Here is a 13,489-nt window from a genome sequence, read left to right as displayed (position 1 = left end):
GAAAACGGCCTGTCTTTTCTACGCAATTCCGGACGCAAAACCGCAGCACATCTTCGCTGGAATTGCTCTAGAAGGCATGGTCTGGGAGATCAAGCTTAGTCTTATCGAGGCCGGGTCAAGCCATGGCGGCGGAGGGAGTGCCGCAATTGACTTGATCCGGGCGAGCGCCTAATCATCAGCCATTGGATGGTTCCCGATATGCCGTTGCATGTTGGGAGTAAATGGGAATGCGACGGGCCGGACCCAGACCGGGCGTCCTTATCGCAGCCGACCCCGCGACTGTAGAACGGTCAGGGTTCGCCATCCGGGAAAGCCGATGCTTCCGGACTGTCCGCATTCGCGGCAGCGGCAAGGATTGGCCCAACCGGAAAAGCCACTGGAGTTGCATTACGATCTGCCGGGGCCGGACGCCTCTAAATCTACGAATCGTCCACCTCTTCGTGATGCCGTCGATTGCGGTCACGCAATCTGGCGCAAAAACTCTGGGAAGGCGAGGTGAGCCCGTTCGTCCCTTTTGGGGCGTGGCGCCGTGAGCCAGGAGACCTGCCATCCTCAAGGGCCCCGTCTCGATGGGGTTCGCCCATTCCAGGGAGAGATACTCCCGATGCCAGCACGGAGGTTGTCATGGCTTTATCATCCCGTTCCCGGAACGGCCCGTTTCGCGTTGCAGCGAATGCCTTTCTGCGTGAGCCAGGAATTCTTGTTCTTGCCGGCGCGCGCTGAGGCCGGGATCTTTTTATGACATCGATACAGTCAGGCAGCGTGCTGGTTCTGGGCGGCGCCCGTTCCGGCAAATCCGCTTTCGCCGAAAAACTCGTGACGGCGTCGGGTCTGCGCATGCATTACGTCGCGACCGGAAGGGCCTGGGACGGCGAGATGCAGGCAAGGATTAGCGAGCATCGCGATCGCCGGGGCGCCGATTGGCAGACCCATGAAGAGCCGCTCGACCTTGCCGGGTGCGTGAAGGCGATTGATGCGCCCGATCGCATTATTCTGATCGATTGCCTGACGCTCTGGGTCACCAATCTGATGATGGAACATCGGGATATCGCGGCGGAATTTGAACGGCTTGCGGCCTATATACCGCAGGCCAAGGCCCGGCTGGTCTTTGTGTCGAACGAGGTCGGACTGGGTATCGTGCCGGAAAACCGGATGGCGCGCGACTTTCGCGACCATGCCGGCCGGCTGCACCAGATCATTGCGGAGATTTCCGCAGACGTCTATTTTATCGCGGCTGGATTGCCGCTGAAAATGAAGGGTTGATCCATGACCATTGAAAAAGCCGCTCACGGCAAGATCCCGGCCACCGTTATCACCGGCTTTCTCGGTGCCGGCAAGACGACGATGATCCGCAACATCCTGCAGAATGCCGGCGGCCGGCGCATCGCGCTGATCATCAACGAATTCGGCGATCTCGGCGTCGATGGCGATGTGCTGAAGGGCTGCGGCGCCGAAGCCTGCAGCGAGGACGATATCATCGAGCTGACCAATGGCTGCATCTGCTGCACCGTCGCCGACGATTTCATCCCGACCATGACCAAGCTGCTGGAGCGCGAAAACCGCCCGGACCATATCATCATCGAAACGTCCGGTCTGGCGCTGCCTCAGCCGCTGATCGCCGCCTTCAACTGGCCGGATATCCGCACGCAGGTCACCGTCGATGGTGTCATCACAGTGGTCGATAGTGCTGCGGTTGCAGCTGGCCGTTTTGCCGATGACCACGACAAGGTCGATGCGCTGCGCGTCAACGACGACAATCTTGATCATGAGAGCCCGATCGAGGAATTGTTCGAAGACCAGCTGACCGCTGCCGACCTGATCATTCTCAACAAAACCGACCTGCTCGATTCGACTGGCCTTGCCTTTGTCCGTAACGAGGTTGCGTCGCGCACCAGCCGCAAGCCAACGATGATCGAAGCCAAGAATGGCGAAGTTTCCGCCGCTGTCCTGCTTGGTCTCGGCGTCGGCACCGAAAGCGACATCGCCAACCGCAGGTCCCATCACGAGATGGAGCACGAGGCCGGTGAAGAGCACAGCCATGACGAATTCGACAGCTTCGTCGTCGAACTGGGTTCGATTGCCGATCCGGCGGCTTTCATCGAAAAGCTGAAGCCGATCATTGCCGCGCACGACGTGTTGCGCCTGAAGGGCTTTGCCGATATTCCCGGCAAGCCGATGCGCCTGCTGATCCAGGGCGTCGGCACCCGCATCGACCAGTATTTCGACCGCCCCTGGGCTGCCGGCGAAGTGCGCCGCACCCGCCTGGTCGTCATCGGCCTGCACGACATGGATGAAGCGGCTGTGCGCGCAGCGATCGCTGCGGCGGTTTGACAATGGTGAGCGCGGCGTACCCCCCTCTGTCCTGGCGGACATCTCCCCCACAAGGGGGGAGATCAGCTGTGGCTGCCTCGCGCTCAAACCTCTTAGCGCAAGCGTCCCGGCGCCGCTCGGTCCCGATCTCCCCCCTTGTGGGGGAGATGTCACGGAGTGACAGAGGGGGGTATTGCTGCCCTTGGGGAATACTATGCATCTCCTCCTAGCCCAGAAAGGCACCATCACCGACGGCGAGGAGGCGATCGATCTTGGCCAGTCGCCAGCCGATATCCTGTTCCTGTCGGCCGCCGATACCGAGCTTTCATCGATCGCCGGCGCACATCGCATGCGCGCGGCGAAGTCGAGCCTGCGGGTCGCGAGCCTTCTGACGCTCAAGCACCCGATGTCGGTCGATACCTATGTCGAGCGCACGGCGCGTCATGCCAAGCTGATCATCGTTCGCCCACTCGGCGGCGCCAGCTATTTTCACTATGTGCTGGAGGCGCTGCATGCGGCCGCCGTCACCCATAAATTCCAGATTGCCGTACTGCCCGGTTGCGACAAGCCTGATCCTGGGCTGGAGCCTTTTTCGACCGTCTCCGCTGAAGACCGCAACCGCATGTGGGCCTATTTCACCGAAGGCGGCGCTGACAATATGGCCCGGCTGCTGGCCTACGCCGAGGCGCTGATCGACGGCTCGGAAAGGCCGGAATCGGCCGCACCGCTGATGAAGGCGGGGATCTGGTGGCCGGGTCAAGGTGTGATCGGGGTAGAGGCCTGGAAGAAGGCGGTTGGGTTTAGTGCCGCCGGTAAGATACCCCCCTCTGTCAGTTTTGCTGACATCTCCCCCTCAAGGGGGGAGATCAACGCGCGGCATACACGCCAATCCCAAGCGGAATTTGAGATTGCGGAACCTGATGTGGGAAGGCGGGTGCGTGCTCCAGCGATCTCCCCCCTTGAGGGGGAGATGCCCGACAGGGCAGAGGGGGGTATGCCTCCGAGAAACAAGAGCATCCCATCCCATTCGACGGTGGTAGCGGGAGAGGGGCTCGACCCCCCGACAGTTGCCCTCTGCTTCTACCGCGCGCTTGTTCAAAGCGGTGAGACCAAACCTGTCGAGGCCTTGATTGAAGCACTCAGTGCCGAAGGTTTGACGGTGCTGCCGGTGTTTGTTTCTAGCCTCAAGGATGCCGTGTCGATCGGCACGCTGCAGGCGATCTTTGGTGAGGTACCGCCCACCGTGGTGATGAATGCCACCGGCTTTGCTGTTTCCGCGCCCGGCGCCGACCGCAAGCCGACCGTGCTCGAGTTTTCCGATGCGCCCGTCCTTCAGGTTATCTTTTCAGGTTCGTCGCGGGCGGCCTGGGAAGCCTCGCCGCAGGGCCTGATGGCGCGCGATCTGGCTATGAACGTGGCGCTGCCGGAGGTCGATGGCCGCATTCTGTCGCGGGCCGTTTCGTTCAAGGCGGCGGCTGTCTATGACACCGATGTCGAGGCCAATATTGTCGGCCACGAGCCTCTGGCCGACCGTGTCGCGTTTGCCGCCAAGTTGGCGGCTAACTGGGCCAGGTTGCGCCAGGCGGCACCGGGCGAGCGCCGCGTCGCGATCATCATGGCAAACTATCCCAATCGCGACGGGCGGCTCGGCAATGGCGTCGGCCTCGATACACCGGCCGGGACGATCGAAGTGATGAAGGCGATGGCCGCCGCCGGTTATGCCATCGATTCGATCCCCTCAGACGGCGATGCGCTTATCGCGCATCTGATGGACGGTCCGACCAATTCGGCACGGGTGGATTGCGACGTCCGCGAAACGCTTTCGTTGAATCAATACAATGCCTTCTTTGCGTCTCTTCCCATTCAGATTCAGGCTGAAGTTACCGGTCGATGGGGCGGGCCAGAAAACGACCCGTTCTTCCGCGACGGTTGTTTCGCCCTGCCGCTGACGCGCTTTGGAGAAACGCTGGTCGGCATCCAGCCGGCACGCGGCTACAATATCGATCCGAAGGAAACCTACCACTCGCCGGACCTCGTTCCGCCGCACGGTTACCTCGCCTTCTACGCCTATCTGCGCCGTGACTATGCCGCCCATGCCATCATCCATATGGGCAAGCACGGCAATCTCGAATGGTTGCCTGGCAAGTCACTGGCGCTGTCGGAGACCTGCTACCCGGAAGCGGTCTTCGGTCCGATGCCACATCTCTATCCGTTCATCGTCAATGACCCGGGCGAGGGAACGCAGGCCAAGCGCCGCACCAGTGCCGTCATCATCGATCATCTGACGCCGCCGCTGACGCGGGCGGAATCCTATGGTCCATTGAAAGACCTGGAAGCGCTGGTTGACGAATATTATGATGCGGCCGGCGGCGATCCGCGCCGTCTACGCTTGCTCAGCAAGCAGATCCTCGAGCTGGTGCGCGATATCGGCCTTGATTATGACGCTGGCATTGCCGGTACGGACGGCGAGGACAAAGCGCTGGAAAAGCTCGATGCCTATCTCTGCGACCTCAAGGAACTGCAGATCCGCGATGGCCTGCATATCTTTGGCGTGGCGCCGGAAGGCCGCTTGCTGACGGATCTGACGGTGGCTCTGGCCCGCGTGCCGCGTGGGCAGAGCGAGGGCGGCGACCAGAGCCTGCAGCGGGCGATTGCAGCGGATGCGAGGTTGGGTGTTTCCACGTCGATCTCCCCCATCGTGGGGGAGATGTCCGATAGGACAGAGGGGGAGAAAGCCTCCGCAAATTTTGAACCCGCAACACCCCCCTCTGTCGGCCGGGCCGACATCTCCCCCACAAGGGGGGAGATCAATCCGGAGCGGCCTTTCGACCCCCTCGATTGCATCCTTTCCGATCCCTGGCTTGGACCACAACCGGCCATTCTGGCTGACACCACCGACGCCCCGTGGCGCACTGCCGGCGACACCGTCGAGCGCATCGAGCTGCTGGCCGCCCGGTTCGTCTCGGGCGAATTGCCGTGCCCGGATGACTGGATTGCCACCCGGGCCGTTCTCCACGAGGTCGAAACTCGCCTCAAACCCTCCATCGTCCAGTCCGGTCCCGCCGAAATCGCTGCCTTGATGACCGGTCTCGACGGTCGTTTCGTCGCGCCCGGCCCTTCCGGTGCGCCAACGCGTGGGCGGCCGGATGTGTTGCCGACGGGACGCAATTTCTATTCGGTCGACAGCCGGGCCGTGCCGACGCCAGCGGCGTTCGAGCTCGGCAAGAAATCGGCGGAGCTGTTGATTCGCCGCTATCTGCAGGATCACGGCGACTGGCCGACATCGTTCGGCCTCACCGCCTGGGGCACGTCGAACATGCGCACGGGGGGCGACGATATCGCCCAGGCAATGGCGCTGATCGGCACCAAGCCGGTCTGGGATATGATGTCGCGCCGCGTCACCGGCTACGAGATTGTGCCTCTCGCCATTCTCGGTCGTCCGCGTGTCGATGTCACCTTACGCATTTCCGGCTTTTTCCGTGATGCCTTTCCCGAGCAGATTGCCCTGTTCGATACGGCGATCCGCGCCATCGGCGGGCTCGAAGAGGATGATGCCGACAACATGATTGCCGCCCGCATGCGGGCGGAAACCAAACGGCTGGAGGCTGCCGGCGTTGCGCCGAAGGAAGCATCGCGCCGGGCGTCCTACCGCGTGTTCGGGGCCAAGCCCGGCGCCTATGGGGCCGGGTTGCAGGCGCTGATGGATGAGGGCGGCTGGGACAATCGCGCTGATCTTGCCGACGCCTATCTCACCTGGGGAAGTTATGCCTATGGCGCCGGCGAGAACGGCAAGGCCGAGCGCGGGCTTCTCGAAGCGCAGCTGAAGACCGTCGAGGCCGTCGTCCAGAACCAGGATAATCGCGAGCACGACCTGCTCGACAGCGATGACTATTACCAGTTCGAAGGCGGCATGAGCCTGGCCGTCGAACAGATGGCCGGCACGCGCCCGGTGATCTATCACAACGACCATTCCCGCCCGGAAAAGCCGGTAATCCGCTCACTGGAAGAAGAGATCGGCCGGGTGGTGCGCGGCCGCGTGGTCAATCCGAAATGGATCGATGGCGTCATGCGCCACGGCTACAAGGGCGCCTTCGAGATCGCAGCTACGGTCGATTACATGTTTGCCTTTGCCGCAACGACCGGTGCTGTGCGTAGCCACCATTTCGAGGCGGTCTACCAGGCCTATGTGATGGACGAGCGCGTCCGCAGGTTCATGGAAGAGAAGAACCCGGATGCCTTGCGCGAAATGACCGACAAGCTGATGGAGGCGATCGACCGCGGCCTTTGGTCGCCGCGCTCCAACTCGGCCCGGTTCGAGTTGCAGGGCCTTTCGGCGGCGGCGGAATAATGGCGACGATGGAACACCGCGCACTGCTGGGCACATTTCGGGACCATCTCGTTGCGGTGGATTCGCCGGACGTCCAGCGTTTCCTTGCCGGTTTCGACTGGAATTTGCAGCCACGCGAACTCGTTGTGGAAAGCATTCCCGCTGTTCAGCATCTTCAGTCGGTAAAGCCCGGTCTTGGCGATGATCTTGTGAAGGCGTTGTTACGCCATGCAAACGATTTGCATTGGGGACGCACCTATACCTCGGCTGACTTCAGCGATCATTTCCTGCAGAACTATGGCTGGGTAGAGCTTTTCGGATCACGCGGCCATTTTGTCAGCGGCGAAATGGCGGGTGGGTTTCTCCTGCTCGGGCCGGGTGTGGATTATCCCGATCACCACCATATTGCCGAGGAAATTTATCTGCCGCTGACCGATGGCTCCCTGTGGAGCAGGGATCGCGGGCGTTTCATCGCTCGCAACGCCGGCGACGTTATCCATCATCCATCCGGCGTCAGCCACGCCATGAAAACAACGGACCGGGCGCTTGTCGCACTTTACCTTTGGCGAGGCGGACCGCTGAGCGAAAAACCGAAATTTTGAGGGGACACATCATGACCGAAGACGACGTACAGACAACCGAGACCGGACCCGTCCACGACGAAGCGCGCCATGCCATGAAGATGGCGAAAAAGAAGACCGCGCGCGAAAAGATCATGGCGACGAAGACGGACCAGAAGGGCCTGATCATCGTCAATACCGGCAAGGGCAAGGGCAAGTCGACGGCCGGTTTCGGGATGATCTTCCGCCATATCGCCCATGGCATGCCGTCAGCTGTCGTGCAGTTCATCAAGGGCGCCTGGGAAACCGGCGAGCGCGATCTGATCGAGAAGCATTTTGGCGATGTCTGCCAGTTCTACACGCTGGGCGAAGGCTTTACCTGGGAAACGCAGGACCGCTCGCGCGATATCGCCATGGCGCAAAAGGCCTGGGAAAAGGCCAAGGAGCTGATCCGCGACGAGCGCAATTCCATGGTTCTGCTCGACGAAATCAATATCGCGCTGCGCTATGACTATATCGATGTCGCCGAAGTGGTGCGGTTCCTGAAGGAAGAAAAGCCACACATGACCCATGTGGTGCTGACCGGCCGCAACGCCAAGGAAGAGCTGATCGAGGCTGCCGATCTCGTCACCGAAATGGAACTGATCAAGCATCCGTTCCGCTCCGGCATCAAGGCGCAGGTCGGCGTCGAGTTCTAAGCGGCTCTGCTGTTACCAGCCAAGCCAGATCCGGACCGGATGGCCCGGATCGGCCAGAAGCTTGATCGCGAGTGCGATGCAGGTGACGACGAGAAGCGGCTTGATGATCTTGGCGCCGTTCTTCATCGCAAAACGCGAGCCGACCTGTGCCCCGGCAAACTGGCCGACGCCCATGATAAGGCCGACCTTCCAAAGGATCACGCCGTAAAGACCGAAGACGATGAAGCCGCCGACATTCGAGCCGAAATTCAGGAATTTCGTGTGCGCCGTCGCTTTCAATATGCCGAACCCGGCCAGCGTCACAAAACCCAGCATGAAGAAAGAGCCCGTGCCGGGACCGAAGACGCCGTCGTAAAACCCGATCAGCGGAACGAAAATCAGGCCGAAGAGAAACGGCGTCATCCGGCGTGTCTGGTCGGTGTCGCTGATGTTTGGCTTGAGGCCGAAATAGAGCGCGATAGCGATCAGGAAAAACGGCAGTGCCACCTTGAGGACATCGCCGGGAACGATCGTCGCCAGCACAGCGCCCAGCCCGCCGCCTATCATCGCCAGCGCTGCCATCGGCAATTGTTCGACCAGATTGACATGGCCGCGCCGCGCATAGGCGATGCTGGCGGATCCTGATCCAAACAGCGACTGCAGTTTGTTGGTCCCAAGCGTTTCCAGCGGCGGAATGCCGGCGATCAGCATGGCCGGTATGGTGATCATGCCGCCGCCACCGGCAATGGAATCGATGAAGCCGGCGAGAAACGCTGCGATGAACAGGAAGGCGAGGAGGTGGGGGGCAAGATCGTGCACGGGGAGACTCGGACAGTCGGAGCGGATGGAAATTCAGCCACTGTGTGTCAGAGCTTTGCCCGAAATGCAAAGGCGGCAGCAAGAGCCGGACCGGCCCTTGCTGAAAATCGCGGTGGGTTTGGCCGCTATTTGAAATGTGCCTCGGTCAGCACGTAGCTGTCGCGATGGTCGCGCCCATAGGCCTTGCGGGCAACATCATGCACCGCGTTGCGCGCCGAATCGAAGGCCGCGAGGCAATCAGCTTCGCTCGGAGCGCGCGAGACGATCTTCGGAAGGGCGCCAATTTCGACGAAGAATTTGACCTCGAACATGCCGTCATGGCCAAGAAAGCGGACGCGTCTTGCAGTTTCGTCGTAACTGCGGCTGGTGTTCGGAAACGTCAATGCCATGAAGAAATATGCCTTAAATTATAGAAATAGGAATGCCGAACCGTGTGGTCACAGAAGCCGGTTGTCTTCGACGGTGCGAAGCATGCGGCGGTGCTGACCGTCGCTATCGGACTTTTTCGACGTCTTTATCATGATCTCGGCCGTATGACGCATCGCCTTTGTCGTCGTGGCGATAATCTTGATAACGGCAGGCTTTTTCTTGAAAAACATCATGGGCGGTCCTCCTGCATCGGAACGGCAAGCCGCAGATGCTGTTTGTTTAAATGCCCGCGCGCCGAACGCGCAAAGGTCTGCGGTTCGTGACGTCACTCATGTTGATTGGTATCGCGATGGCAGGGAGCAGAGGGTGCTCTTCATCGTCAGAAATATCCCAAGGCGGAATGCGGTGCTGCAAGCGTATATGTCTTTGGTAGGCACCTTGGCCAGTCGTGCGCGTCAATTGAGGTTTAAATGAGGTCACGCTTTCGATCAGCGGTTGTACGTGCATAAAGCGCCCGTAATCGCCTGTATGACGCGGGCTGTTCTACGAATGACGCAATCCGGTTTGACCGGGCAGGTGGCCTCCGGTAAACAGGAGGAACGTGCGACGGTGCCCATCACGGTGGGCTGAAAGAGCGTCCGGTGCGGCCGACCCAGTCAGGGGGCTTCATCCGGTGCTGTCCAGACCGCTTCGAAGCCTGTGGCTGTCGAAGGCCCCGGCGCATCGTGATCGTGCGGCTCGGGAGGCGCGTTTTGTGATGCATCTGGATATCGGCGATCAGGCAGACCGTAAGCCGCTCGTCTTGGGCCTTGGCTGCGAGCGCGGCACGCCTTGTGAAGAGGTAATCCTGCTTGCCGAAAGAGCAGTGGCCATGGCCGGCCTCGACCGCCGAATGCTGACTGGGATTGCTTCGCTGGATAGTCGTGTGGCAGAACCGGCGATGATTGCGGCTGCTGCGCATTTTTCCGTTCCTTTTGTGGTTTTCGATGTCGGCACATTGGAGGCGCAATCTCCGCAGCTCGAAAACCCATCGGAGATCGTCTTTTCCCTGACCGGCTGTCACGGCGTGGCGGAAGCGGCGGCCCTTGCTGCGTCAGGCAAGTCCGGCGCTCTGATCGTTCCGAAGATCAAGTCGGCCCATGCAACCGCAGCTATTGCGCGTGGAGAGTTTGTCGAATCAAGTCAGCAGGTTGCCGCCGGAAGCTGGCAAAGTGAATCCAAATCTTCACGTCGCGAATCAAGGCTGCCCATGTCCATGGCATCGGGAGCCGCGCCATGAGCGACGCTGTGTTTTCAGGCCTGCCCGAACTGGCGCCGGGCTCGGTCTGGCTGGTCGGCGCGGGTCCCGGCGATCCCGGTCTGTTGACCCTGCATGCCGCCAACGCGCTGCGCCAGGCCGATATCATTGTCCATGATGCGTTGGTGAATGCTGATTGCCTGAGCCTGGCAAAAGCCGGAGCCATTTTGGAATTTGCCGGAAAACGCGGTGGCAAGCCGTCGCCGAAACAGCGTGATATTTCCCTGCGGCTGGTCGAACTGGCGCGCCAGGGCAAGCGCGTGTTGCGGCTGAAGGGCGGCGACCCCTTTGTCTTCGGGCGAGGCGGCGAGGAGGCTTTGACACTGGTCGAACACGGCATCCCGTTCCGCATCGTGCCGGGTATTACCGCCGGCATCGGCGGCCTTGCCTATGCCGGCATTCCGGTCACACACCGCGAGGTCAACCACGCGGTGACGTTCCTGACCGGCCATGATTCTTCCGGCTTGATTCCCGACCGCATCCACTGGGAAGGCATCGCCAAAGGCTCGCCTGTGATCGTCATGTATATGGCGATGAAGCATATTGGCCAGATCGCTGCCAATCTCATTGCCGCGGGCCGCTCGCCGGATGAACCGGTCGCCTTTGTCTGCAACGCCGCCACACCCGAACAGACCGTGCTGGAAACGACGCTGTTGCGCGCCGAGGCTGATGTTGTCGCGTCAGGGCTGGAACCACCCGCCATCGTCGTTGTCGGTGAGGTGGTCCGCCTGCGTGCATCGCTCGACTGGCTCGGTGCGCTCAATGGCCGCGTTCTGACATCTGATCCGCTGTCGAGCCGGGCTTTCAAGGACCCGGCATGAGCGGCCTGCTGATTGCTGCGCCATCGTCCGGTTCCGGCAAGACGACGGTGACGCTCGGATTGATGCGGGCTTTGCGTAATCGCGGAATTTCGCTGGCGCCCGGAAAAGCCGGCCCGGACTATATCGATCCGGCTTTCCATACAGCCGCGAGCGGCAAGATTTGCCTGAACTACGATCCATGGGCAATGCGTCCCGAGTTGCTTCGCGCCCATGCGGCAATATCGACTGCAGGCGGTGAGGCGCTGATCATCGAGGCGATGATGGGGCTCTATGACGGCGCGATCGACGGCACCGGCTCGCCTGCCGATCTGGCCGCGATGCTGGGTCTTTCCGTCGTTCTGGTGGTCGATTGCGGCCGCATGGCGCAATCGGTCGCGGCTCTCGTGCGCGGCTACGCCATGCACCGCGATGACGTGCATGTGTCGGGCGTCATTCTGAACAAGGTCGGCAGCGACCGTCACGAAACGATGCTTCGCAGTTCGCTGGATGCGATCGGCGTACCGGTGCTTGGGGCCTTGCGGCAAAACCATGCGCTGAAACTACCCGAACGCCACCTTGGTCTGGTACAGGCTGGAGAACACGGCGCGCTGGATGCGTTCATCGAGCACGCCGCAATGCAGGTCGAACGAGGCTGTAATCTGGATGCCATTTTGGCTTTGGCCCATTCCGGCCCGGCAACAGATGTCAGCGCGGACGTCCCAACCTTCAAACCGCTTGGCCAGAAAATAGCCATCGCCCGCGATGTCGCCTTTGCCTTTTGCTACGAGCACCTTCTGTCCGGCTGGCAGCGCGCCGGTGTCGAGCTGACATTTTTCTCGCCCCTGGCCGACGAGGCGCCCGCTGACGATGCCGACGCCGTCTATCTGCCGGGCGGCTATCCCGAGTTGCACGCGGGGCTTCTGGCCGATGCCGAACAGTTTAAATCCGGCATGGCCGCAGCGCGGGATTGCGGCGCGCGCATTTTCGGTGAATGCGGCGGCTACATGGTGCTGGGCGAGGGGCTTGTCGCCGCCGATGGCAAGCGTTACGGAATGCTTGGTTTCCTGCCGCTCGCCACCAGTTTTGTCGAGCGTAAACGTCATCTGGGCTACCGGCGGGTCACTCCGCTCGATCCCAGTTTTTTTGATGGTCCGCTGATGGCGCATGAATTTCACTATGCCACAATCCTGTCGGAAGGCGCTGCCGACCGGCTGTTCGATACGGCCGATGCTGCAGGCACACCACTCGGGCCTGCCGGGCTACGGCGCGGAAAGGTTGCCGGTTCCTTCATGCATCTCATCGACACGGCCCGCTCGGTATGACGGCGCCTATCGTGCATGGTGGTGGCGTAACCGAGGCTGCGGCGGTGTATGGCGGCAAGCCAGAGGACTGGCTGGACCTTTCGACCGGTATTAACCCCAATCCTGTGACGTTGCCGAATGTTCCTATGCAGGCCTGGCACCGCCTGCCGGATCGTCATCTGGTGGATAGTGCGCGACACGCAGCTGCCAAATACTATTGCAGTGCTGATATTCTGCCGCTTCCGGTTCCTGGCACTCAGTCAGTGATCCAGCTGTTGCCGCGTCTTGTCACACCGGGCAGGCGCATCGCTATTTTCGGGCCCACCTACGGCGAATATGCACGGGCCGTTATCAGTGCCGGTTTCGTGATCGACGAAATCTCCACGCCCGATCAACTGAGGCCGGATCATGGGCTGGCCGTTCTGGTCAATCCCAACAATCCAACCGGACGAACCTTTTCGCCAACAGATATACTCGGGATGGCGCAGCGCATGAAGGCCAATGGCGGGCTGCTGCTTGTCGATGAAGCGTTTGGCGATACCGAACCGCATCTCAGCGTCGCAGGGCAGGCCGCCGGTCACGATAATCTCATCATTTTCCGGTCCTTCGGAAAGTTTTTCGGTCTGGCGGGGCTGCGGCTCGGTTTTGTCGTTGCAGCCGAACCGGTTCTGTCAGCATTCCAGGAATGGCTCGGCCCCTGGGCAGTGTCAGGGCCGGCGCTGGTGATGGCGACAGAACTGATGGGCGGCGATACGCAAGCGGTTCAGTCGCTGATTCTGGAGCGCAAAGAAGGTCTCGATGCTGTCTTGCGACAGGCCGGGCTGAGGATCACTGGCGGGACGCCGCTTTTTACCCTGATCGAGCAGAGACGGGCTTCAGACCTGCACGAGCATCTCTGCCGCGAGCGGATTCTGACGCGAAAATTCGGCTATGCGCCTTCCTGGTTGAGGATTGGACTTGCACCCGATGCGGCAGGCGATACACGTTTGGCGGATGCCCTGCGCAGCGCGCACCTCGCCTGAACGGATC

Annotated in this window: 11 protein-coding genes, 1 pseudogene and 1 riboswitch; of the genes and pseudogenes, 9 read left to right on the top strand and 3 right to left on the bottom strand. The window is 61.1% G+C overall.

The window, feature by feature from the left end; translation table 11 throughout:
• The first annotated feature begins 170 nt into the window (after positions 1-170).
• A riboswitch (cobalamin riboswitch) is annotated at positions 171-565 on the top strand.
• 173 nt (positions 566-738) lie between these two features.
• The 5 genes from cobU to cobO all read left to right on the top strand — a co-directional run bounded on the left by cobU (position 739) and on the right by cobO (position 7,895).
• Positions 739-1,263, top strand: coding sequence for a bifunctional adenosylcobinamide kinase/adenosylcobinamide-phosphate guanylyltransferase (cobU, locus tag ACQY8Q_RS24690; protein ID WP_428429094.1), 525 nt, complete (start codon positions 739-741; stop codon positions 1,261-1,263).
• Between the two features lie 3 nt (positions 1,264-1,266).
• A complete protein-coding gene (gene cobW / locus ACQY8Q_RS24685) occupies positions 1,267-2,331 on the top strand; it encodes a cobalamin biosynthesis protein CobW (RefSeq protein ID WP_428429093.1) in 1,065 nt (354 codons plus the stop codon).
• Between the two features lie 193 nt (positions 2,332-2,524).
• Positions 2,525-6,658 (top strand): cobaltochelatase subunit CobN, encoded by a 4,134-nt coding sequence (gene cobN, locus ACQY8Q_RS24680; protein WP_428429092.1) that lies wholly within the window; start codon positions 2,525-2,527, stop codon positions 6,656-6,658.
• Positions 6,658-7,239 (top strand): dimethylsulfonioproprionate lyase family protein, encoded by a 582-nt coding sequence (locus tag ACQY8Q_RS24675; RefSeq protein WP_428429091.1) that lies wholly within the window; start codon positions 6,658-6,660, stop codon positions 7,237-7,239. Before cobN ends, ACQY8Q_RS24675 begins: the two co-directional genes overlap by 1 nt.
• Positions 7,240-7,250: 11 nt before the next feature.
• Positions 7,251-7,895 carry a cob(I)yrinic acid a,c-diamide adenosyltransferase gene (cobO, locus tag ACQY8Q_RS24670; protein ID WP_428429090.1) on the top strand — a complete coding sequence of 215 codons (645 nt, stop codon included), beginning with the start codon at positions 7,251-7,253 and terminating at the stop codon, positions 7,893-7,895.
• Positions 7,896-7,907: 12 nt separating this feature from the next.
• Here cobO and ACQY8Q_RS24665 read toward each other — a convergent pair whose 3' ends face one another.
• From ACQY8Q_RS24665 to ACQY8Q_RS24655, 3 genes are all read right to left on the bottom strand, one after another.
• The gene (locus tag ACQY8Q_RS24665; protein ID WP_428429089.1) at positions 7,908-8,693 is read right to left on the bottom strand and encodes a TSUP family transporter; all 786 of its coding nucleotides are present in this window, start codon (positions 8,691-8,693) and stop codon (positions 7,908-7,910) included.
• Positions 8,694-8,818: 125 nt separating this feature from the next.
• Positions 8,819-9,082, bottom strand: coding sequence for a DUF1488 domain-containing protein (locus ACQY8Q_RS24660; protein ID WP_428429088.1), 264 nt, complete (start codon positions 9,080-9,082; stop codon positions 8,819-8,821).
• A 48-nt stretch (positions 9,083-9,130) separates the two neighbouring features.
• Positions 9,131-9,295, bottom strand: coding sequence for a hypothetical protein (locus ACQY8Q_RS24655; RefSeq protein ID WP_428429087.1), 165 nt, complete (start codon positions 9,293-9,295; stop codon positions 9,131-9,133).
• Between the two features lie 524 nt (positions 9,296-9,819).
• Here ACQY8Q_RS24655 and ACQY8Q_RS24650 point away from each other — a divergent pair.
• The 4 genes and pseudogenes from ACQY8Q_RS24650 to cobD all read left to right on the top strand — a co-directional run.
• Positions 9,820-10,221: pseudogene (locus ACQY8Q_RS24650) on the top strand (cobalamin biosynthesis protein); the annotation flags it as partial.
• Between the two features lie 116 nt (positions 10,222-10,337).
• Positions 10,338-11,180, top strand: coding sequence for a uroporphyrinogen-III C-methyltransferase (gene cobA / locus ACQY8Q_RS24645; RefSeq protein WP_428429086.1), 843 nt, complete (start codon positions 10,338-10,340; stop codon positions 11,178-11,180).
• A complete protein-coding gene (locus ACQY8Q_RS24640; RefSeq protein WP_428429085.1) occupies positions 11,177-12,481 on the top strand; it encodes a cobyrinate a,c-diamide synthase in 1,305 nt (434 codons plus the stop codon). The genes cobA and ACQY8Q_RS24640 overlap by 4 nt, the downstream gene beginning before the upstream one ends.
• Positions 12,478-13,482: a threonine-phosphate decarboxylase CobD gene (gene cobD / locus ACQY8Q_RS24635; RefSeq protein WP_428429084.1), complete on the top strand. Its 1,005-nt coding sequence runs from the start codon at positions 12,478-12,480 to the stop codon at positions 13,480-13,482. The genes ACQY8Q_RS24640 and cobD overlap by 4 nt, the downstream gene beginning before the upstream one ends.
• Positions 13,483-13,489: the final 7 nt, after the last annotated feature.

It is taken from the genome of Pararhizobium sp. (genome assembly GCF_965279435.1).
GTDB lineage: Bacteria > Pseudomonadota > Alphaproteobacteria > Rhizobiales > Rhizobiaceae > Pararhizobium.
Note: the sequence above shows the minus strand (reverse complement) of the source record. Positions and strands in the feature narration are given on the sequence as shown.

Coding starts and splice junctions, on each gene's coding strand:
- cobO (WP_428429090.1), top strand. CDS start 7,251: ATGACCGAAGACGACGTACAGACAACCGAGACCGGACCCGTCCACGAC.
- cobN (WP_428429092.1), top strand. CDS start 2,525: ATGCATCTCCTCCTAGCCCAGAAAGGCACCATCACCGACGGCGAGGAG.
- cobA (WP_428429086.1), top strand. CDS start 10,338: ATGAGCGACGCTGTGTTTTCAGGCCTGCCCGAACTGGCGCCGGGCTCG.
- ACQY8Q_RS24660 (WP_428429088.1), bottom strand. CDS start 9,082: ATGGCATTGACGTTTCCGAACACCAGCCGCAGTTACGACGAAACTGCA.
- cobD (WP_428429084.1), top strand. CDS start 12,478: ATGACGGCGCCTATCGTGCATGGTGGTGGCGTAACCGAGGCTGCGGCG.
- ACQY8Q_RS24640 (WP_428429085.1), top strand. CDS start 11,177: ATGAGCGGCCTGCTGATTGCTGCGCCATCGTCCGGTTCCGGCAAGACG.
- ACQY8Q_RS24675 (WP_428429091.1), top strand. CDS start 6,658: ATGGCGACGATGGAACACCGCGCACTGCTGGGCACATTTCGGGACCAT.
- ACQY8Q_RS24655 (WP_428429087.1), bottom strand. CDS start 9,295: ATGATGTTTTTCAAGAAAAAGCCTGCCGTTATCAAGATTATCGCCACG.
- cobW (WP_428429093.1), top strand. CDS start 1,267: ATGACCATTGAAAAAGCCGCTCACGGCAAGATCCCGGCCACCGTTATC.
- cobU (WP_428429094.1), top strand. CDS start 739: ATGACATCGATACAGTCAGGCAGCGTGCTGGTTCTGGGCGGCGCCCGT.